The sequence below is a fragment of the Variovorax ginsengisoli genome, assembly GCF_030486595.1.
GTDB lineage: Bacteria > Pseudomonadota > Gammaproteobacteria > Burkholderiales > Burkholderiaceae_C > Variovorax > Variovorax ginsengisoli_B.
Map to the genome: position 1 here is coordinate 18,803 of NZ_JAUJZH010000008.1, position 19,733 is coordinate 38,535.

The 19,733-nt window shown below is 68.4% G+C and carries 18 protein-coding genes; 7 read left to right on the forward strand and 11 right to left on the reverse strand.

Going from position 1 to position 19,733, the window contains the following annotated elements:
* Positions 1–62 precede the first annotated feature (62 nt).
* Positions 63–1,022, forward strand: coding sequence for an alpha/beta fold hydrolase (locus QZH52_RS12810; protein ID WP_301809358.1), 960 nt, complete (start codon positions 63–65; stop codon positions 1,020–1,022).
* A gap of 11 nt (positions 1,023–1,033) precedes the next feature.
* Here the strand turns inward: QZH52_RS12810 and QZH52_RS12815 are convergent, their stop codons facing one another.
* The 5 genes from QZH52_RS12815 to QZH52_RS12835 form a co-directional block, all read right to left on the reverse strand.
* The gene (locus QZH52_RS12815; RefSeq protein WP_301809360.1) at positions 1,034–1,873 is read right to left on the reverse strand and encodes a caspase family protein; all 840 of its coding nucleotides are present in this window, start codon (positions 1,871–1,873) and stop codon (positions 1,034–1,036) included.
* A gap of 5 nt (positions 1,874–1,878) precedes the next feature.
* The gene (locus tag QZH52_RS12820) at positions 1,879–2,496 is read right to left on the reverse strand and encodes an anti-sigma factor (RefSeq protein WP_301809362.1); all 618 of its coding nucleotides are present in this window, start codon (positions 2,494–2,496) and stop codon (positions 1,879–1,881) included.
* A gap of 105 nt (positions 2,497–2,601) precedes the next feature.
* Positions 2,602–3,198, reverse strand: a complete 597-nt coding sequence (locus tag QZH52_RS12825; protein WP_301809364.1) for an RNA polymerase sigma factor — start codon at positions 3,196–3,198, stop codon at positions 2,602–2,604.
* 211 nt (positions 3,199–3,409) lie between these two features.
* On the reverse strand, positions 3,410–4,027 hold the full coding sequence (locus tag QZH52_RS12830) for a LexA family protein (protein ID WP_301809366.1): 618 nt from the start codon (positions 4,025–4,027) through the stop codon (positions 3,410–3,412).
* An 85-nt stretch (positions 4,028–4,112) separates the two neighbouring features.
* On the reverse strand, positions 4,113–4,607 hold the full coding sequence (locus QZH52_RS12835; protein ID WP_301809369.1) for a hypothetical protein: 495 nt from the start codon (positions 4,605–4,607) through the stop codon (positions 4,113–4,115).
* Between the two features lie 300 nt (positions 4,608–4,907).
* Here QZH52_RS12835 and QZH52_RS12840 point away from each other — a divergent pair, with 300 nt between their 5' ends.
* From QZH52_RS12840 to QZH52_RS12865, 6 genes are all read left to right on the forward strand, one after another.
* Positions 4,908–6,206 carry a cupin-like domain-containing protein gene (locus QZH52_RS12840; protein ID WP_301809370.1) on the forward strand — a complete coding sequence of 433 codons (1,299 nt, stop codon included), beginning with the start codon at positions 4,908–4,910 and terminating at the stop codon, positions 6,204–6,206.
* A gap of 431 nt (positions 6,207–6,637) precedes the next feature.
* Positions 6,638–9,790: an AAA family ATPase gene (locus tag QZH52_RS12845; RefSeq protein ID WP_301809371.1), complete on the forward strand. Its 3,153-nt coding sequence runs from the start codon at positions 6,638–6,640 to the stop codon at positions 9,788–9,790.
* Between the two features lies 1 nt (position 9,791).
* A complete protein-coding gene (locus QZH52_RS12850) occupies positions 9,792–10,694 on the forward strand; it encodes a DUF3237 domain-containing protein (protein ID WP_301809373.1) in 903 nt (300 codons plus the stop codon).
* 44 nt (positions 10,695–10,738) lie between these two features.
* Positions 10,739–11,659 (forward strand): encapsulin, encoded by a 921-nt coding sequence (locus QZH52_RS12855; RefSeq protein WP_301809375.1) that lies wholly within the window; start codon positions 10,739–10,741, stop codon positions 11,657–11,659.
* Between the two features lie 5 nt (positions 11,660–11,664).
* Positions 11,665–14,628: an FAD-dependent oxidoreductase gene (locus QZH52_RS12860; protein WP_301809379.1), complete on the forward strand. Its 2,964-nt coding sequence runs from the start codon at positions 11,665–11,667 to the stop codon at positions 14,626–14,628.
* A gap of 112 nt (positions 14,629–14,740) precedes the next feature.
* On the forward strand, positions 14,741–15,079 hold the full coding sequence (locus tag QZH52_RS12865; RefSeq protein WP_301809382.1) for a hypothetical protein: 339 nt from the start codon (positions 14,741–14,743) through the stop codon (positions 15,077–15,079).
* Between the two features lie 18 nt (positions 15,080–15,097).
* Here the strand turns inward: QZH52_RS12865 and QZH52_RS12870 are convergent, their stop codons facing one another.
* The 6 genes from QZH52_RS12870 to QZH52_RS12895 all read right to left on the reverse strand — a co-directional run bounded on the left by QZH52_RS12870 (position 15,098) and on the right by QZH52_RS12895 (position 19,630).
* Positions 15,098–15,382 carry a hypothetical protein gene (locus QZH52_RS12870; RefSeq protein ID WP_301809384.1) on the reverse strand — a complete coding sequence of 95 codons (285 nt, stop codon included), beginning with the start codon at positions 15,380–15,382 and terminating at the stop codon, positions 15,098–15,100.
* Positions 15,383–15,481: 99 nt separating this feature from the next.
* Positions 15,482–16,027 (reverse strand): murein hydrolase activator EnvC family protein, encoded by a 546-nt coding sequence (locus tag QZH52_RS12875; protein WP_366919293.1) that lies wholly within the window; start codon positions 16,025–16,027, stop codon positions 15,482–15,484.
* A 58-nt stretch (positions 16,028–16,085) separates the two neighbouring features.
* Positions 16,086–17,870, reverse strand: coding sequence for an ABC transporter ATP-binding protein (locus QZH52_RS12880; RefSeq protein WP_301809386.1), 1,785 nt, complete (start codon positions 17,868–17,870; stop codon positions 16,086–16,088).
* 16 nt (positions 17,871–17,886) lie between these two features.
* Complete coding sequence (locus QZH52_RS12885) at positions 17,887–18,351, reverse strand: CreA family protein (RefSeq protein WP_286533112.1); 465 nt, start codon at positions 18,349–18,351, stop codon at positions 17,887–17,889.
* A gap of 17 nt (positions 18,352–18,368) precedes the next feature.
* The gene (locus QZH52_RS12890; protein WP_286524285.1) at positions 18,369–18,920 is read right to left on the reverse strand and encodes an NUDIX hydrolase; all 552 of its coding nucleotides are present in this window, start codon (positions 18,918–18,920) and stop codon (positions 18,369–18,371) included.
* Between the two features lie 8 nt (positions 18,921–18,928).
* Positions 18,929–19,630: a fumarylacetoacetate hydrolase family protein gene (locus QZH52_RS12895; protein ID WP_286524283.1), complete on the reverse strand. Its 702-nt coding sequence runs from the start codon at positions 19,628–19,630 to the stop codon at positions 18,929–18,931.
* Positions 19,631–19,733 lie beyond the last annotated feature (103 nt).

A 19,733-nucleotide genomic window follows, 5' to 3' on the forward strand; every position in this document is an offset into this window, starting at 1 on the left:
CGTTCTGGATTCGGTTCAAGGAGATTTCGGGCGAAGCTCGCACCGGGGTAGGATCGCCAGCGATGCCCGACAGCGCGCCGCCTGATCCGCCGCCGAACCCCGCACGCCTGACGGGCTTGCGCGGTGCCTTCGACGCGCTGCGCAACTTTGGATTGATGGGTCTCGGCTCGCGCGGTGCGAGCGAATACGACACCTTCACGGCCACGGATGGCCACGTTGTTCCCGTGTGTGTGCTCGGCCGCGGGTCGCCGCTGGTGCTGGTGCACGGATTCGGATGCACGCATCGCGATTGGCTGCCGGTGGCCCGGAGGCTGGCAAGGCGCCATTGCGTGCTCAGCTGGGACGCACGCGGCCATGGCAGCTGCCGGTCGGCGAGCGGCAGCATCACGCTGGCGCGACTTGCGAACGACCTGGCCGAGGCACTCGACCACTTCGGGCTGCAGCGCTCGATCCTGGTCGGGCATTCCATGGGCGCGCTGACGTTGATGCAATACCTGCACCTGCACGGCACGCATCGGGTTGCTGCGGTGGCGCTGGTCGACCAGTCGCCGCGCATCGTGACGGACGACAGCTGGCGACTGGGGCTGTTCGGCGGATGCAGCGCGGCGATGCTGTCGGGGCTGATCGCTGGCGCGCGCCGGGATCTGGCCGAGATGCTGTTGAACGAGGTCGGCGCACTCGGGGGCGCCTGGTTGCAGCGCCAGCTGGCCGTCGAAGCGCCGCTCGGACGGATGCTGCGTCGCCGTCTGGGGCGCATCGATGTCAAGCCGCTGCTCGACCTGGCCGAGTCAATGGCGAAGGCCGACTTCCGCGCTTCGCTGTCGCGCCTCGACGCGCCGCTGCTCGTCGTGCTCGGGGCCCGCAGCCCGCACTACGCCGGTGTGCCGCTCGATGCCTGGTATCGCGACACGGTGAAGCACGCGCAGGTCTCGATCTACCCGCATGCCGGCCATTCGCCGCATGTCAGCGAGCCGCTGCGCTTCGCGCGCGAACTCGAGCGCTTCATCGAGGACCACGCTTGAGCGTTGCCGGCTCAGCTGCCGCAGCGCCCATTGGCGTTCGATTTGAAGCAGAAGTCAGCGGTCAGGCTCGAGGACTCCCAGGGTACCTGTACGCGGCCGGTGTCTTCGGCCACACCGATACGCACCCGCTTGAAGAGTTGCTCGATCTGCAGCCCCGGCATCGACATGTTGGCCAGCAGGTGGCGTGCATAGACGCTGTGCTCGCTGCTGGCGCTGTCGAGCGCCACGCCGTTCGGCGCGGTCGAGAAGGCCACGAGCGTGCCCACCGGCGCATCGAGCGATGCCAGGCCGCCCGGTGTCGCGCCGCGGAATTTCAGGCGCCGTCCATCGGGACCCACGATGACGCCGCCGGCGAACGGGTTCACCCGGCAGGCATCGAGCACCACGATGTTGGCGCCGGTGCCGATCGCACTGAGTCGGTCGACGAACTCGCCGACGTCCGCACTTTGCCGCTGGATGTCCTCTTCGGACTGCGGGTCGGCATCGATCGGCACCAGGTAGTTGCGACCCTTCACCTGAACCCCGTGGCCGGCATAGAACACCACGCGGACCCCCGCCTTCGGCGCACGGATCGAAAACTCGCGCAGCGATTCGATCAGTTCCGGCAGTCGCGTGTTCTGACGCAGGGTCACCTCGTAGCCCAGGCCGCGCAGCGCCGCCGCGACGGCGATGGCGTCGCCCGGCGGGTTCTTCAGCGGTGCGGTGCGGTAGGCGCCGTTGCCGATCACCAATGCGATGCGCGAGCCGGCGGCGCTGGCGTCGGCCGGGGCGCCCATGGCGGGACCGAAGGGCAGGGCTGCGGCACCCAGTGCGCCGCGCAGCAGCAGACGACGGGTCAGCGTTGCGGCCATGTCGGCTACTCCCGGGGCGGGACGCCGGCTGCGAGCGAGGCGGCCTGAACGATCGGGGCGGCCTTGACCTGTGCGAGCGCCGCCGCTTCGCTGCCGGCCGGTACGCGCAGGTAGTAGTCGCCGAGCTGGCCAGGGCCGCCGGCCAGTTCGCCGCGAACCTGGACCATCAGCATTCGGATGTCGGTCTCCCTGGTGTCGGGTGCGAAGCTGATCTTCAGCATCGGGCCCTCTTCGACCCGAACCGCGTGCAGCGCGCGGATTTCGTCGGCGCTGTCGCGAGCGCTGCCGAGCATGTTCACGATGACGCCGCTTTGCACTGCCATGACCGCCAGCGCGGCCAGCGCGTAGCTCGGGCGCATGCCGAAGTTGCCGAAAAAGGCGCCGATCCGTTCGGTCAGAGTCGGACGGTCGCCCTGGATCAGGCGCATGGTGCGGGCCAGGCCGATCGTTGCCGGCACGGCCGGGGCGTTTTCCTGCACGCGCGCCTGCAGTGAGCGATACCAGTCCAGCTCGCTGCGGGACTCGGGATGCTCTGCCATGTAGGCGTCGACCCAGGCGCGGTCTTCGGCGCCCAGCGAGCCGTTGGCATACCAGGGGAGGAGTTCTTCGAAGCGTTCTTTCATGATGATCATTCCTGCACGGGACATGCCGTGTCAGCCCCTTGGTTGCGCGAGCCCGGCGGACGGTTCAAATTAATTCGCGCAATCGCCAAATACGCCACGCGCTCTTCAGGATGCAAGAGCGCCCCTGGCGTCAGGGGCACTCCCCTCGCTGCGCAGCAGCGACTGCAGGCAATTCTTGATCTTCTGGCGGGCGTGGAACAGGCGCGTCTTGACGGTGCCCTCGGGGCAGTTTTGCACCTCCGCCACGTCGGCCAGGCTCATGCCCTCGTAGAACACCAGGTGCAGGCATTCGCGATGCTCGTCCGACAGCTTGCCCATGCAATGTTGCACGCCTTCACGCCGTTGCTTGCCAGCCAACTCCGCGTAGCCGTCAGGCGTGTCGGAGGCGGTGGTCTCGGCGATGTCGTCGAGATCGCCATGCACCTCGTCAGGCCGTCGCGCACGGTAGACCATCAGCGCCTTTCTGCGCGCAATCCCGATGAGCCAGGTGGAGAACTGCGAATCGCCGCGAAAGCGATCGGGGTGGCGCCAGACTTCGTAGAACGAGTCCGCCAGGACTTCCTCGGCTCGGGCGTGGTCGCTCAGCATGTTGAGGACATACGCGTACACCTTGCGGCTGAACGCCTTGTACAGCTGACGAAACGCTGCCTGGTCCTCGCGGCCAATGCGTGCCAGCAAACTGTTGACCTCGTCGTTGTCCATGCGGGCGGGAGCGGTGCGGTGGCGGTGACTAAATATAACGCGCCAAGTATGTGTCGGGCATGAGAAAAGCAGGGGAAACCCTTATTTCGGAGGTTTCTCCAAGGTCTGCCATGACACGCCTCCACCGTGCGTTCACCGCGCTCGCATCGATAGAAAATATGGTCCCGCATGCCAAATCTATCCATCTCGCGCCCCCGTCAGGCAGATCGGGCTAACGAAAACGCTTGGTGAACTCCCGAACGACGCCGATGACGCGGGCCCCGTCCAGTGGCTTGATGGGGTAGCGGCTGTTCAACGGCTTGAGGTACAGATCGCCCCCGTCCTTGACCAACTGCTTGAACGTGGTCTCGTTGGACTGGTTCAGTGCGATCACGTAATCGCCCGGCTCGGCGGCCATCTCGGGTTCGACGATCAGGATCGACCCTTCCGGAAAGGAGTCGCCGACCTCGCTGACCATGCTGTCGCCGTGCACGCGCAGTGCATAGGTGTGGCGCTTGATCGGCACGCTGACCGGCACGGTCTCGAATTGCTGGCGCGGCTTGAAGTTGTCGATGACGGTGTAGTTTCCCGCCTCGACCGATGAGACCAATGGAACCTCAGCGCGCACGTCCAAGCCTCGTCCGCCTGCCGACACGCCCGAGACCAGTTCCGCCACCGAGATGCCCAGGAGCTCGGCCACGCGTGCCTGATTGGCCCGTTTTGGGGCAGTACCGCCCAGTTTTTCCCATTGCTGTACGGCGCCACGACTTACCCCCAGCGCAGCAGCAAATTGCTGCTCGCTCATGCCGAGACGCTTGCGTCCTTCTCGAATCAGGTGGTGGCTGCTCACAGCCCAAGGTTAGGCGCTGTTGAGGATAGAAATTAATTCAATGATAGTGTTTCTGGCCGAAAATCCAAGCGCCAGAAAGCACGCACTATTTCAACGTTGCTGGGCAGCAGGCGTCATGCTGACCGCTCTGGATCCTTTCGAAGGCCGCCACTTCGTCAGAGGGGTCCGGCAGAAAGTCCAGGCCGACGCACGCAAGCACTTCACGGAGGCGATTGACGGTCTTGGCACCGATGGCATCCGTCATCATGAGCTCTTGCTCGCTGATGGCTGACAGGTCTTCGACGCAGAAGATGTTGAGCTCGAAAAGAGCACCGCGGGCCTTGGCGCGCACTGGGAGTTCCTCGACGGGAGTCTGCGGGCTCAGCCTGATCGGCGCGGAAAGACGCTGATGACCTCGAGGGCACCATACGAACGACCCGAACTCCAGCGTCTTGTCTGCAGAAATTCGTGCATCGCGCCGGGCCGCAGCATGCTCGCGCTTTGCCTCGTGGATCGCAACCCGCAACTGTGCAAGACAGGCGCGCAATTCGTCGTCTGGCAATTGCGCCAAGTCATCCACAGTACAAATAGTGCGAGACATGGGCTCTCTTTTGCAATTTCGGATTTGACTCTTCCGGGATCCCACTTTTCAACGGAGGGAGCATTTCAATCCGGGCCCCCGTGCACCTTGAAAATCCTAAGTGAAATCCGGGAATTGGCAACGATAGAACAATTCGCAGAGATAAGGGTTCTATCGGCCGGATGGTGGTGAGTCGCACTCTCCGGTTCGAGGCCAGAGCCATGCGAAAGCACAACCCAATCCGCGGCGGGCACGGGACATCGCCTCTGCCGCTACAGTCATGGTCCACCCGCGTACGACCCCATCACCTTCGGACAAAGCATGAGCGCAGACCCGGTTGACTGGACCCAGAACGCCCAGGTGGGCGCCATGGCCTACCTTCTTCATACCCTGCTGCAGGAAGCCGAGCGGCAGAACCGCGGCTTCATCGGCAAGGTCATCGAGGGCGCCGTCGACGACCACAAGGGCATCCCCGCAGGCACCCCCAACAAGCCCTTCGTCGACGCCGTCTTCGCCGAGACCCTCCAGATCCTCAGGCGATCGCAGGCCTCGATCGAACATCCCGCACTTCCCGAATTGCCCCCGGCGCCGCGGCCGCGCGAGCTCGGCGCGCAGGCGCCGGTCAGCGACGACTGGCTTCAGTGGATCGCCGAGAACCGCCTGCGCGAATGCACGCCCGACTCGATGCTCTCGACGATGACGGCCGCCGGGATCGATGCGGCGCAAGCGAAGGCGGCCATTGCCCGGATCGAGACCGACCCGGCCTTTCGCGCCGCCCGCCGCATGCAGAAGGTCGAGCGCAAGCTCGAATCGGTGGTCGCGAACCTGCAGAAGCTGTGGGCGTCGTCGCCGCGCTACGGCGTGATCGAGAAGCGCAAGTCACCGTCGCGCGACGAGTTCGTCGAGCGCTACGTACGGGGCTGCCGTCCGGTGGTCCTGACCGACGTCACCAAAGACTGGGGCGCCATGAAGCGCTGGTCGCCCGAAGACCTGAAGCGGCGTTTCGGCCATCTGGACGTCGAGATCCAGGACGGCCGCGATGCCGATCCGAACTACGAGGAGAACAAGCTCGCGCATCGCAAGATCGTGCAGCTGGGTCCGTTCGTCGACCGGGTGCTCGCCGGAGGTCCGACCAACGACTACTACCTGACGGCCAACAACGAGGCCTTGCGCAGCCCCGGGTTTGCGCCGCTGCTGGAAGACATCGGCCGCCTGCCGCCCGCCTGTGACCGATCGCAGCTCGGCCACCGCTCGTCGTTCTGGTTCGGGCCGGCCGGCACCACGACGCCCTTGCACCACGACACCCTGATGCTGTTCCACACGCAGGTGGTCGGACGCAAGCGATGGCGCCTCGTGTCCCCCCTGGAGACCCCGAAGGTCTATAACTACAACGGCGTCTTCAGCCCGGTCGACGTCGACAACCCGGACCTCGCCCGCTATCCGCTCTTCGGCGAGGTGACGGTGCTGGACGTGATCGTGGAGCCCGGCGAGACGATGTTCCTGCCGCTCGCCTGGTGGCACCAGGTGCTGTCGATGGACATCAGCCTGTCGTTCTCGTACTCCAACCTCGACCTGCCGAACGATTTCGTCTACCAGAATCCGGACATCCGGAATTGGTAACAATCGAGCGTCGGCGAGCGGCAAACCGATGCCGTGGCGCCACGCCAAGCCCCAGGTTTGAATCCTAATTTCTGACCAGAACTGGTATCAGTCAGTAATCTTCGGTAAAGTCTATTTATGCACCTCCTGCGACAACCAGGGAGGGACTTCCAGGGCGGCATGCCGTTCTCTCGTTCGCCTGTCGTGCATGAATCTGCCTGCGCGGCGCCTCGCGGACTGCGGGATCGGGCCAGTGCCGCCGTGGCTGCTCCCGAGGCCCTTTGCACCGATCCGGGCGATCTCGTCGCGCGTGCCTATGCGCTGCTCGAACAAGAGGCGCAAGCTTGGCAGCAGCGACAGCGGGGCGACCTGTTGCCGGGGGGTGGACGTTGATTTGCCCTTCGTGCGCTTTCGCCAATTCCGAGAGTGCGCGCTTTTGCGGCGGCTGCGGGGTGCTTCTGGACTTCGCCGTCCAGCGCGCCGATGGCGAGCGGCGTCAGATCACGGTGCTGACCTGCGACGTCGTCGGATCGACCGCGCTGTCGCAGACGCTCGACCCCGAAGACCTGCATGAAATGCTGGGCGACTTCCAGCGGGTCTGCCAGGAGACGGCCGAACGGTACGACGGCTATATCTCCCAGTTCCTGGGCGATGGCGTCCAGATCTATTTCGGCTTTCCGCGGGCGCACGAGGACGATGCCCGACGGGCCGTCAGCTGCGGCCTCGAAATCCTCCAGGGCACCGAGCAGCTGAACCAGGCCTCGGCGCGGCCTTCGGGCGCCAGGTTGAGGATCCGGGTCGGTGCCGACACCGGGCGTGTCGTGGTCAGTCCGGTCGGCACCGGGGCCCGGCGCGAGAACATCGCGATGGGCGACGCGCCCAACATCGCATCGCGGGTGCAGGCGCTCGCGGAGCCCGACACCCTGTGGGTCACCGAAGCCACCTGGCGCATCGCCCACGAGCATTTCAAGGGCGAGCCGCGGGGCGAATTCGAGCTCAAGGGCGTGGCTTCGGCGGTCCGCCTCTGGCGCGTGACGCGCGCCGACGGCGTCGTCCCGGGCCTGGAGCGGGTCGACCTGCTGACCCTCTACGTCGGCCGGGCGCACGAGCATGCGCTGCTGGCGGCGCACTGGACTGCGGCGCGATCCGGTGCGGCGCGCTTCGTGACCGTGCGCGGCGAGCCGGGGATCGGCAAGTCGCGGCTGGTCGCCGAGTTCAGGGGCCAGGTGGCGAGCGCGGACACCACGGTGCTTGCCGTGCGCTGCACCCAGTTCGCGAAGAACAGCGCGTTCCTGCCGGTCATCGAACTGCTCGAACGCGTGCTGGGCCTGGTCGGCGCCACCGAGCCGCAGGAGCGCCTCGGCCGCATCGACCAGCAGTTGGCGGCACTGGGCATCAGGGCCCCGGATGCGGCACCGCTGCTGGCGGCCCTGCTGTCGATACCGGTTGCCGAGCGCTATCCGGCGCTGGAGCTGTCGCCCACTCGCCGCCGCGTGCGCACGATCGAGACGCTGGTCGCCATCATCGAGGCCATCGCATCGCGCAACCCGACCATCCTGGTGGCGGAGGACCTGCATTGGGCCGATCCGTCCACGCTCGAAGTGCTCGAAGCGCTGGTGTCGCGCGCGCGCCGGCTGCCGCTGCTCGGTCTCTTCACAGCCCGACCCGAATTCCAGGCGGCATGGCCGGACGACGAGGCGACGCCCCTGGTCGAGGTGTCGCGCCTCGACCATGCCGAGGTCGAGGCGGTGGTTCGCCATGTCGCCCACGGCAAGCCGGTGCCGGGCGACGTGATCCGCGAAATCACCCAGCGCTGCGACGGCGTGCCGCTGTTCATCGAGGAGGTGGCGCGGGCGGTGATCGAGGCGGGCGTGCTGCAGGAGAACGAGTATTCCTGGGCGCTCACGGGCGCGTTGCCGTCGGACCTGATCCCGGCCAGCGTCGACGCCTCGCTGATGGCGCGCATCGACCGGCTCGGCGAAGCGCGCGGCACCGCGCAACTCGCGGCCACGATCGGGCGCGAGTTCACCTACGCGCAGCTGCGCGCCGTCAGCGAGCGCAGCGACAAGGACCTGGCGGACGACCTTCAGCGCATCCTGTCCGCGGGCCTGGCCTGGCAGGTGTCCGCCGCTGCGCCGACCACCTTCGTCTTCAAGCACGCGCTGGTCCAGATGGCGGCCTACGAGTCGCTGCTGCGCTCGACGCGCCAGCGCTTCCACGAGCGGATCGCGCGGGTGCTGCTCTCCGATTTCGGCGGCGAGGTGGCGCTGCGCCCGGAGATCGTCGCGCGCCACCTGTCGGGCGCCGGCCATCACGCGGAAAGCAGCGACCACTGGTTTGCCGCCGGGCAACGGGCGTTGACGCGCATGGCCATCCCCGAGGCGCATGGGCACTTCACGCGGGCGCTCGAAGGCCTGGCCAAGCTGCCGACCTCGGACGAGGTGCTGACCAAGGAGCTCGAACTCCAGATCGCGATCGCGCCGACGCTGATGACGCTCTATGGCTGGGCCTCGCCGACGGTGGCGCTGGCGTGCGAGCGGGCACGCAGTCTGAGCCATCTGCTGCAGCGGCCCGACCGGCTCTATGAGCCGATCTGGGGCCTGTGGACGAATCTCTTCGTCGGTGGCCAGCTGGACCGGGCGCTCGACACGGCGAACGAGGCGCTGTCGATGGCGCTGGCCAGCGGCGTCCCGATGCTGGAGGTGACCGGCCGCCATGCGGTCGCCTACACGCACTACTACCGCGGCGAGTGGGCCGAGTGCATCGCGCATGCGCAAGCCGGCATCGCGCTCTACGCGCTGGAGCAGGAGCGCACGCTCACCAACACCTTCCAGATCAGCTCCACCGTCAACATGGTCGCCGGACTCGCCAGCAGCCTGTGGATGATGGGCCACCAGGACCAGGGCCTGGCGGAACTCGACCACATGATCGCGATGGCGCGCGACCTGGACCACCCGTCGGCATTGAGCAATGCACTCGGCGTCGCCTGCTACATGCTGACCTTCCACCACGATCCGCAGCGCATGCTCGGCCACGCCTCGGAGGTCAAGAGCTTCGCCCGCGCGGAAGGGTGGGAGCTCTGGTATGCCGTCGGCGTCATGAGCAGCGGGTGGGCCCGCCTGCGCCTCGGCGACCGCAGCGACGGCCTGAGGGAGCTGTTCGAAGGCGTGGCGCTGTTCCGCGCCACGCGTTCCGACCTCATGGGGCCGACGGTGGCCGTGATCCACGCCGAAGGCCTGCGGGCGGCCGGCCGCGACGACGAGGCGCTCGAGATGCTCGCCGCCACGGCCGAGACGGCCCGCCGCGGCCACGTCGGCGTGCTGCTGCCGGACGTCTTCCGGCTGATGGGCGAGATCCACCTGCAGGCCGGCGCGCTGCCGCAGGCGGAGGCGGCCTTCGATCAGGCCCTGGCGACGGCCCGGGCCCAGCAGGCCTTGTCGCTCGAACTGCGCGCCGCGATGTCGCGCCGGGCGCTGCTCGCGCGCACTGGCCGCGCGGCCGAGGGTCTGGCGCTCGTCAGGCGCTGCTACGAGCGGTTCAGCGACAGCTTCGATCAGCCCGAGTTGCGCGCGGCCCGCGCGCTGCTCGAAGGCGGTGAGCGCTAGGATGAGGCCGGCATCGGCTCCGGTGGCGTTCGACGCCTTGCGTCCGGAGGTGGAGTCCGGCACGCCGCTTGATGTCTGGTGGCAGGTCTCGCCCGCCCATCCGAGCCATCAGCTGGTCGTCGAGCGGCGCGTGAACGGCCTGCAACGGCCCTCGGTGCGCGCCTGGCCCGATGGCCGGCCTGGCGATCCCGGCGCCCAGCGCTTCCGGGCCCAGCTGCCGCCCTGCGAAGCCGGCGACAGGGTGGACTACGCGCCGATCCTCTATCGGGCCGGACAGGTGGTGGCCGAACTCCCGGTCCGCAGCGTGCTCGGCGTGCCGCCCGCCGCCCCGGTCGGCGACGCGCTGCCGGCGCCGGTCCCGGGCACCGGCACCATCCCGCGCTACGACTGGGGCACGGACTTCCTGGGTGCTTTCACGGTCCAGCTGGCGAAGCCGCCGGAGTCCTTCGGGCCGGCGCCCGATGGGCTGCACATCACCTTCTACATTGCCTCGGGCGAGATCCACGGGCCGAAGATCAACGCCCGGATCCGCGGCGAGGGCGGCGACTGGATGCTGGTGCGCCGCGACGGCGTGGGCGTCGCCGACGTGCGCATCACCTACGAGACCGACGACGGCGCGCTGCTGCTGTCGCGCTACTACGGCATCTTCGACCTCGGGCCGGACGGCTACGAGCGCGCGCTGCGCAACGACTACGACCCGCTTCCGCCGCTGGTGCTGGCGCCGCAGTTCGTCACTTCGCACCCCGATTGGCTGTGGCTGAACCGGCTGCAGTGCATCGCGGTCGGCCGGGTGACGATGGCCGACCTGCTGGTGCGGTTCGATCTTTATGCGATTCGGGTCGGGCAGCCGCTGCCGTCCTCGGGGCTGCCACGTGCCCCCGAGGGTGGCCGCGGCGCTTCCTGAGCGGAACGGGTTATCGAGGTCAAACACACAAAAGAGGAGTTGAGATGGCGGACAACAACCAGCAGGTTCCATGGACCGACGAGCAGTGGGCGCGGGTGCGCAAGGTAATTCAGGAAGAGGCGGCGAGGGCACGGGTCGCGGCGGGTTTCCTGCCGCTGGTGGGACCGTTGCCGGCGAACACCGACTACGTGACGGCCGACACCATCAGCTACGGCGAGCCCGGCGCAACGCCCAAGCTGCAGATCGAGGACAAGACCACGGTCCAGCTACCGACATTGCAGGTCCGCGTGTTCCTGCGCGGCGCGCAGATGGCGGACCCGGACATGGACAGCGCGCTGCAGCTGTTCCGGCGCGCGGCCAACATCCTGGCGCGACTCGAGGACACGATCGTGTTCGGCGGCCTCGCCGGCGCCGGCAAGTTGCCGCCGACGGCTTCGCCCGTGGCCCAGGTGCTCGGGGGGCAGCAGACCAACGGGCTGCTGCAGGCCACGAAAAAGGTGTATCCCGCCGGCCCGAAGACCCAGGAGAACCGGCTGGTCAGCGCCGTCTCGGCTTGCATCGGCGAGCTCGAGGCGGACGGCCATTTCGGACCCTTTGCAGTCGCCTTCGGCCATGGCTTCTTCAACGAGGTCCAGACGCCCGAGCCCGGGTCCCTGGTGCTGCCGCAGGATCGGATCATTCCGTTCCTCGGCGGCGGGCCGCTGGTTCGCACTTCGACGCTGCCGGCGGAGAGTGGGGTGGTGGTGGCGCTGGGCGCGGATCCGGTCGAGCTGGTGGTGGCGACCGACGTGTCGCTCAACTTCCTGCAGGTCACGGACGAGCCGCAGTTCGTCTTCCGGGTCTACGAGAAGATCCTGCTGCGCATCAAGGAGGCCAAGGCGGTGAAGGTGATCCGCGTCGCCAAGGACAGCAAGTTCTTCGAGCCCGGGGAGGTCGGTGACACGGGGGCCGGTTCGGGCAGCTAGCGCAGATGAAACCGCAAAGGGTCGTCATCCTCGGCGGTGGCGTGGCGGGGATGAGCGCCGCCCATGAGCTGATCGAGCGCGGTTTCGAGGTGGTCGTGCTCGAGCGCCGCGACATCGCGGGCGGCAAGGCGCGCAGCATCCCGGTGAGCGACCGCGAAGACGGCGGCGCCGGCCACGAGCTGGCCGACCGCGGCGTCGCCGCCATCGAACACCAGCTGCCGGGCGAGCATGGCTTTCGCTTCTTTCCGGGCTTCTACAAGCACGTGGTCGACACCATGCGGCGCATCCCGTCCTTCGACGGCCGGCCGGTGGCGGACCACCTGGTCGCGACCACGCGGGTCGGCTTCACGCAGTACGACCAGCCGGCCTTCGAGGTGCCGGCGAATTTTCCGCAGACACCCGGCGACGCCGGCACGGTGCTGCGCGACATCCTGCTCGCCTTCGGTCCGGTGACCGGTCTCACGCCCGACGACCTGGCCTTCTTCGGCTCCCGGATCTGGCAGATCCTCACCTCGTGCGAACAGCGCCGGCTCGACGAGTACGAGAGCATCAGCTGGTGGGATTTCATCGGCGCCGAAGGGCGCTCGCCGGCCTACCAGAAGTTCCTCGGTGACGGCATCACGCGCTCGCTGGTGGCGGCCAAGGCGCGGCGGGCCAGCGCCCGCACCATCGGCGACATCTTCGCGCAGCTGATGCTGACGATCGTCAACCCGACCGGCGGCTCGACCGACCGGGTGCTGGACGGCCCGACCAACCTGATCTGGATCGATCCGTGGCTGAGCTGGCTGCAGGCGCGCGGCGTGCAGTACCACTTCAATGCCGAGGTCGAGCAGATCCTGTGCGCTGGCGACAAGGTGAGCGGCATCGTGGTGATGGAGCAGGGGGTGCGCACCGTCGTGCAGGGCGATCACTACATCGCCGCCGTGCCGCTCGAGCGAATGGCGGTGCTGGTCAACGACGACCTGCTGGCCGCCGACCCGTCGCTGGCCAACCTGCGCACGCTGGCACCCAATGTCGAATGGATGAATGGCGTGCAGTACTACCTGTACCGCGACGTGCCCGAGGTGCATGGGCACGTGATCCACATCGACTCCGAATGGGCCCTGACCAGCATCTCGCAGTTTCCGTTCTGGCGCAGCGTGGTGCCGACGATGCTGGCCTGCGGAGAGGTCAAGGACATCATCTCGGTCGATGTCTCCGACTGGACCGCGCCGGGCTCGGATGGACGGCCGGCGATGCAGTGCTCGCGCGACGAGGTCGCGCGCGAGACCTGGCGGCAGCTCAAGCGCTCGCTCAACGCCACGCAGGAAATCCTGCGCGACGAGGACCTGCATTCCTGGTTCCTCGACTCCGACACCGCGCCCGATCCCACCCGTCCCGGCTTCCTCGCGAACGCCGAGCCGCTGCTGGTGAACCTGGTCAACACCTGGGCGTTGCGGCCCGAGGCGGCGACCGCTGTGTCGAACCTGTTCCTGGCGTCCGACTACGTGCGCACGCACACCGACCTGGCGACGATGGAGGGGGCCAACGAGGCGGCGCGGCGGGCGGTGAACGCGCTGCTCGACGCCGCGGCATTCGCCGGCCCGCGCTGCGAGGTCTGGCCGCTGCAGGAGGTCGAGGTGCTGACGCCCTGGCGGCTGCACGACGCGGCGCGCCACCGGGCCGGCCAGCCGTGGGACGCCTCGCTGACCCAGGTGGCGCTGCAGGCGCTGGGCGCGGCATCGCCGCTGCTCGACCAGGTGCGACCGCTGATGGCGGCGATCACCCCCTACGCGACGCCGGTGGCCGATGCGCTGGATGCGATGGACCAGGCGATCGACGGTGCCGGCACCGGGCTCGGTGCCGATCCCGCGGTGCGCCATGGCTCCGCGTACGTGCCGACGCCGCTGGACAACGTGCTGCGGGTCACCGACCGCGTGCCCGGCATCGGCGGCGTCACGGGGCCGGGCGGCTTCGTCGAGCGGATGGCGTGGTACCGCGGCCTGGTCACCCAGACGCTCGAGTCCGGCGTGCCCGACTGGGAGCCGCAGACCCACCTGTACGCGCTGGTGAAGGACTTCATGTCGCGCTCGGGCAAGGGCTTGCGGCCCGCCCTGTGCCTGGCGACGACGCGCGCGCTGGGCGGTCGGGTCGAGCACGCGCTGCCCGCCGCGGCCGGCATCGAGATGCTGCACAACGCCTTCCTGGTCCACGACGACATCGAGGACGGCAGCGAGTTCCGGCGCGGCGTGCCCACCATGCACCGGCGCGCCGGCATTCCGCTGGCCGTGAACACGGGCGACGCGATGAACGCGCTGGCCATGCGGCTGGTGCGCCGCAGCGGCGAGTTCCTCGGACCGGCCGGCGCGCTGCGCATCCTCGACGAGATCGACCACATGCTGATGGAGACGCTCGAAGGCCAGGCGATGGAACTGGGCTGGGTGCGCGACAACGACCTCTCGGTCGGCACCGACGACTACCTGCGGCTGGCGTTGAAGAAGACGGCCTGGTACAGCTTCATCCATCCCTTGCGGATCGGCGCGCTGGTGGCCGACCCCGAGGACCCTGATCTCGGCCGCTTCGATCGCTTCGGCTATCTGCTGGGCCTGGCCTTCCAGATCACGGACGACGTGCTCAACCTGAGCGGCGACGAGGCGCGCTATGGCAAGGAGATCGACGGCGACCTGTGGGAGGGCAAGCGCACGCTGGTGCTGACGCATGCGCTGTCCCACGCGAGCCGGGCCGAACGGGACTGGATGAGCAACTTCCTGTCGCGTCCGCGCGAACGCCGGCTGCCGCGCGAAGTGTTCCGCATGCACGACATCGTGGCGGGCACCGGCAGCATCGACTGGGCGCGTCAATCGGCGCTGGCGCTGGCCGACGCGGCGGCCAAGGAGTTCGATCTGTCGGCCTTCGCAGGGGTTGCTCCAAGCCCGGACCTGGACTGGCTGCGGGCCAGCGTGGGCTACCTGGTGCAGCGCGATTCCTAGCGCGGCGGCCCTGCGGCGCTCATTCCCGGCTCATTCTTGGCGCCTAGAGTGCGTGCAAGCCCTCCGTGGCGCCGCGTCGGCGTGCACGGGGCAGGGCCTGAAGGAGAGTTGCATGCATGCTTTGATCAAGGGTCTCGCCGTGGGCGTCTTCGGCGCCGTCGCCACGCTCGGTGCGCTCAGCGCCAACGCCCAATCGGATGGATCGGACTACCACCCGCTGCAGATGAACTCGCCCGCCAAACCGGAGGTCGACGCCGACGCGATCGCAGCATCGCATGCACAGGGCACCGAGGCCATCGGCCAGTCGACCGCCGCGCCGATGGTGAACTCGCAGGGCGTGTCGCGCGAAGCGGTCTACCGTGAAGCCGTCGCGGCATCACATGGCACCGGCACCGAGGCGATCGGCCAGTCGACCGGCATGGCCGGCATCACTGGCGGCGTCCCGCACTGAGCAACCCGAACACGGGCCTCAGAGGGCTTCGGCGAGCGCATCGACGGCGCCGAAGTCCGCCGACGCGAGCAACACCGCCATGTCGGGCCGCAACGCGTAGCGCGCCAGGGCCTTGGCCTCGATGAGGCCGAAGTTCGCCTGGCAGGCGGAGATCAGGCTGGCTTCATTCGTCTCGGCGCCGAAGCGCTCGCACAGGGCGCGTTCCGAGATGTGGGCGATGATGCGAGGTCCGTCAAAGCCATCAGGGTAGATCGCGAACCTGACGGTGCCCGAATCGGGGCAATGGATCGCTTCGCAGTTCATCGGGTGCTCCTTGTCGTTTGCTGCATATTGGACTGCAGCGCAGCGAAAGAGAGTCCCGGCGAACATCGCCTTGCGACGACGGATGACGCCTACAGCAGGTCAGCGCAGGGTGCCGTTCAGGTAGGGCTCGGGGTCCACCGCCACGCCCTGCTTGCGGATCTCGAAGTGCAGCTTCACGCGGTCGGCGTCGCTGTTGCCGATCTCGGCGATCTTCTGGCCCTGGCGCACCACGTCTTTCTCCTTGACCAGGATGGTCTTGGCGTTGGCGTAGGCGGTCAGGAAGGTGTCGTTGTGCTGGACGATGACCATGTTGCCGTAGCCCCGCAGTTCGCCGCCCACGTACACGACCCGGCCGTCGGCCGCGGCGACCACCGGGTCGCCCAGGTTGCCCGCGATGTCCATGCCCTTGTTGCGGGTGCCGTCGAAGCCGGACAGGGTGCGCCCGGGTGCCGGGCGGATGAAGATGGCCTGCGGCTTCGGTGCCGGCGGCGTCGCGGCGGGGGGCGCGGTCTGGCCCGAGGGCGGCAAGGGGTAGAAGGGCGGGCTCGTGCTCTGCGGCGGGGTCGAACAGGCCGTCAAGGCGGCGATCGCGACGGCGCCGGCCGCGATGGCGGTGACGCGAGAGAGGGGGTTCTGGATGTGCATGGCTTGATGGAACGTGATCGCGGCGAAGGGTTCCCTGGCGCGTGGCCGGACCGTAGTTTTAGCATGCGGCGGCCGGGGCAGGTGCGACCATGCGTTGCAGCAGCGGCTGGCGCGCCAGGACCGCTGCGCGCGGGCCGGCGTCGACCACCTTGCCGGCCTCCATGAGCACCACCGTGTCGAAGCGCTCCAGCAGGCTGAGGCGGTGGATCGACGCGATCATGCAGGCGTCGGGAAAAGCGGCTGCGATGCGTTCGAGCACCCGTGCTTCGGTGGCCGCGTCGAGCGCGCTGGTCGGCTCGTCGAGCAGCAGCAGGGAACTGCCCCGGGCCGCCAGCACGCCGCGCGCGAGGCACAGGCGCTGGCGCTGGCCGCCCGACAGGTTGAAGCCGCGCTCCGACAGCGGCGTGTCGAGGTCGCCGTGCGTGGCCTGCAGCACCTCGTCGAAGGTGCTGGCGTGCATCGCCGCGCGCAGCGCGTCGTCGCTCGCCGGCTGGCCGAAGCCGAGGTTCTCGCGCACGCTGGCCTCGAACACCTCGGTCTCCTGCGGGATCAGCGTCGCCAGGCTGCGCAGCCGCGGCCATGGCTGCGGCTGGCCGTCGATCGCCAGCGTGCCCTGCTGCGGCGCATAGAGGCCGGCCAGCACCCGCAGCAGCGTGCTCTTGCCGCCGCCGCTCGGGCCGACCAGCGCGATGCGCCGGCCGCGGCCGAGTGCCAGCGAGACGTCGTGCAGCCCGCTGCGCGCGGGCTCTGCCGTGGCTGCCGGCGCGCCACGCGGGTCGTAGCGCCAGACCAGGTGCTCGACCGCGATCGTGCGCCAGGCGGCGTCGTGGTCGATGGCTTCCTCGGCCAGGTCCCGCACCCGCGAGGGCGCCTGCCAGATCGGTGCGGCACTGGTGTAGTCGGTGTGCATGCGGGCGAAGAACTGGAAGTTGGCGGCCATCGAGGAGACCACGCTCGCGGCCTGCTGGGCGTATTGGTAGATCATGAACACCCCGCCCAGCAGCACCGCCTGGCCCGGTGCCCGCGACTGCCAGACGTAGACCACCACCAGCCCCCAGGTCAGCGCCAGGCCGAGGATGTCGACCGCGAACCACTTGCCTTCGTTGAGCACCACGGTGCGCTTCAGCGGCACCGAGATCGCGGCCATGCGCCGGCCCAGCAGCAGGCGCGATGCGGCCGACAGGCGCAGGCCGATCACGGTCGAGGCGTTGCCGAGGAAGTCGAGCAGGGCGGCCACGTAGCGGCGGTCGGCGTCGTTCTCGGCGCGGGCCAGCCGCATCAGCGCTTGGTCGAAACGCAGCACCAGGATGGCGATCACCACGTAGCCGGTGATGGCGATCGCGCCGCTGGCGCGCGACAACAGGGTCAGGGCCACCAGCGGCCCGATGAAGTTGACGATGTTCGTGAGGTAGACGAACTGGTTCTGCGCGAAGTCCGACAGGGCCTTGCTGGCCTGGTGCACGCGGTGCTGCATCTCGCCCGAATGGTGGCCGTCCTGCCAGGCCAGCGGGGCGGCGGCGATCCGGGCATAGAGCGTGTCGGCCAGGCGTTCGCGGACCCGCAGGCCGACGTTGCGTTCGAGGATCCGGCCCGGCCCGTGCACCAGCCAGGAGGCGACGTAGACCGCCGTCAGCGCCCCGATCCAGCGGCCGGAGCCAGCGAAGTCGCCGGTCTGCAGCGCGTTGATGGCCTGCGCCGCCAGCCAGGGCATCGTGAGCCGCAGCAGTTGCGAGCCGGTCAGCAGCGCGGTCGCGGCCAGCAGTTGCGGCCGGGCACCCTCGGCGTAGTGCCAGAGCGCACCGTAGAGGGCGCGAATGGCATTGCCGGGGGCGTTGTCGCTCATCCGCCGGCGCCTCGCACTACTTCATCGGGATCGGCGTTGCCCGGTCGATGGCCACCGCGGTGACGCTGTTCTTCGGCGAGCCATCGACCAGCAGGTCGGAATAGGTCAGGTAGACCAGCGTGTTGCGCTTGCTGTCGACCAGCCGCACCACGCGCAGCCGCTTGAACAGGATCGACAGCCGCTCGCTGTAGACCTCCTCGCGCTTGGGCAGCGGCTGCGTCACGCTCACCGGGCCCACCTGCCGGCAGGCGATCGAGGCCTCGGACTTGTCCTCGGCCAGGCCGAGCGCGCCGGAGACGCCACCGGTCTTGGCGCGCGAGACATAGCAGGTCACGCCGTTGACCTTGGGGTCGTCGTAGGCCTCGACCACGATCTTGTGGTCGGGGCCGATGAGCTTGAAGGCGGTGTCGACCTCGCCCACCGGCTCCGCCGGAGCGCGCGCCGCCGCCGTCATCGCCAGGCCGAGCAGCAGGGCCGGCATCCAGCCGCGGCGCGTCGTCATGCGATGTCCACCGTGTGGACGCGATCGAAGCTGCCCCGGCGGCGGTCCTCGAAGTAGCGCTGAAGCGCCTCGCGCACGGTGCGGAAGGCGATCTCCTCCCACGGGATCTCTTCTTCGGTGAAGAGCCGGGCCTCGATGGTCTCGTGGCCCGGGTCGAAGCGCTCGCTCAGCAGCCGCGCCCGATAGAACAGGTGGACCTGGCCGACCCGCACCACGCTCATCACGGCGAACAGGCCCTCCATCTCGTACTCGGCGCCGGCTTCTTCGTCGGTCTCGCGCGCCGCCCCCTGTTCGGTGGTCTCGCCGAGTTCCATGAAGCCGGCCGGCAGGGTCCACTTGCCCCAGCGCGGCTCGATGTTGCGCTTGCACAGCAGCACCCGATCGCCGAGGACCGGGATCGTGCCGACCACGTTGAGCGGGTTCTCGTAGTGGACCGTGCTGCAGGCCGGGCAGATCGCGCGCTCCTTGGTGTCGCCATCGTCCGGCAGACGGTAGACGACGGCGGTGCCGCAGTTCTTGCAGTGCTTGATGGGGACGCGCAGGATCATGGGCGTGGCTAGACGATCTGGACGGTCAGCGACGGCAGGCCGGTGATCTCGCCGACCAGCGTATCGCCGGCGACCACCGCCGCCACGCCCTCGGGCGTGCCGGTGAAGATCAGGTCGCCGGGCTGCAGTTCCCAGGCCGCCGACAGGTGTTCGATGGTCTCGGCCAGGTTCCAGATCAGCTTGCTCACGTTGCTGCGCTGGCGGTCGGTGCCGCCGACCTGCACCGAGATCTCGGCGTGCTCGATGTCGCCGGCCTGGGCCGCCGGCACGATCGGGCCGATCGGCGCGCTCTGCTCGAAGCTCTTGCCGATGTCCCAGGGCCGGCCCTGCTTCTTCATGTCGTTCTGCAGGTCGCGGCGCGTCATGTCGAGGCCGACGGCATAGCCGTAGATGTGCTTCATCGCGTCGGCGGCGGCGATGTTCCGGCCGCCGGTGCCGATGGCCGCGACCAGCTCGATCTCGTGGTGCAGGTTCTTGGTCAGCGTGGGGTAGTCCATGCGGCCGGTCGCACCGGCGTCGACCACCACCACGGCATCGGCCGGCTTCATGAAGAAGAAGGGCGGTTCGCGCCCGGTGAAACCCATTTCCTTGGCATGCTCTTCGTAGTTGCGGCCGACGCAGTAGATGCGGTGGACCGGAAAACGCGCGGCCTGGCCGACCACCGGGATCGACACGACCGGATGGGGGGTGAAAACAAACTCGGCAGTCATGGGGAAAGCGTCCTTTTTCAGCGAAACGGGAAGTGTGCCAGAGGGCAGCGCCGGTTGTCCGCGGTGGGACTGGGGGCAGGCGGCACGGCTATGCTTGCCGGAT

What these genes read in the sequence shown, in the direction of transcription:
- QZH52_RS12860 (WP_301809379.1), top strand. Translation starts at nt 11,665, where the DNA reads ATGAAACCGCAAAGGGTCGTCATCCTCGGCGGTGGCGTGGCGGGGATG.
- QZH52_RS12880 (WP_301809386.1), bottom strand. Translation starts at nt 17,870, where the DNA reads ATGAGCGACAACGCCCCCGGCAATGCCATTCGCGCCCTCTACGGTGCG.
- QZH52_RS12895 (WP_286524283.1), bottom strand. Translation starts at nt 19,630, where the DNA reads ATGACTGCCGAGTTTGTTTTCACCCCCCATCCGGTCGTGTCGATCCCG.
- QZH52_RS12825 (WP_301809364.1), bottom strand. Translation starts at nt 3,198, where the DNA reads ATGGACAACGACGAGGTCAACAGTTTGCTGGCACGCATTGGCCGCGAG.
- QZH52_RS12850 (WP_301809373.1), top strand. Translation starts at nt 9,792, where the DNA reads ATGAGGCCGGCATCGGCTCCGGTGGCGTTCGACGCCTTGCGTCCGGAG.
- QZH52_RS12885 (WP_286533112.1), bottom strand. Translation starts at nt 18,351, where the DNA reads ATGCCGGCCCTGCTGCTCGGCCTGGCGATGACGGCGGCGGCGCGCGCT.
- QZH52_RS12865 (WP_301809382.1), top strand. Translation starts at nt 14,741, where the DNA reads ATGCATGCTTTGATCAAGGGTCTCGCCGTGGGCGTCTTCGGCGCCGTC.
- QZH52_RS12815 (WP_301809360.1), bottom strand. Translation starts at nt 1,873, where the DNA reads ATGGCCGCAACGCTGACCCGTCGTCTGCTGCTGCGCGGCGCACTGGGT.
- QZH52_RS12875 (WP_366919293.1), bottom strand. Translation starts at nt 16,027, where the DNA reads ATGCACATCCAGAACCCCCTCTCTCGCGTCACCGCCATCGCGGCCGGC.
- QZH52_RS12855 (WP_301809375.1), top strand. Translation starts at nt 10,739, where the DNA reads ATGGCGGACAACAACCAGCAGGTTCCATGGACCGACGAGCAGTGGGCG.
- QZH52_RS12835 (WP_301809369.1), bottom strand. Translation starts at nt 4,607, where the DNA reads ATGTCTCGCACTATTTGTACTGTGGATGACTTGGCGCAATTGCCAGAC.
- QZH52_RS12870 (WP_301809384.1), bottom strand. Translation starts at nt 15,382, where the DNA reads ATGAACTGCGAAGCGATCCATTGCCCCGATTCGGGCACCGTCAGGTTC.
- QZH52_RS12810 (WP_301809358.1), top strand. Translation starts at nt 63, where the DNA reads ATGCCCGACAGCGCGCCGCCTGATCCGCCGCCGAACCCCGCACGCCTG.
- QZH52_RS12890 (WP_286524285.1), bottom strand. Translation starts at nt 18,920, where the DNA reads ATGATCCTGCGCGTCCCCATCAAGCACTGCAAGAACTGCGGCACCGCC.
- QZH52_RS12820 (WP_301809362.1), bottom strand. Translation starts at nt 2,496, where the DNA reads ATGAAAGAACGCTTCGAAGAACTCCTCCCCTGGTATGCCAACGGCTCG.
- QZH52_RS12840 (WP_301809370.1), top strand. Translation starts at nt 4,908, where the DNA reads ATGAGCGCAGACCCGGTTGACTGGACCCAGAACGCCCAGGTGGGCGCC.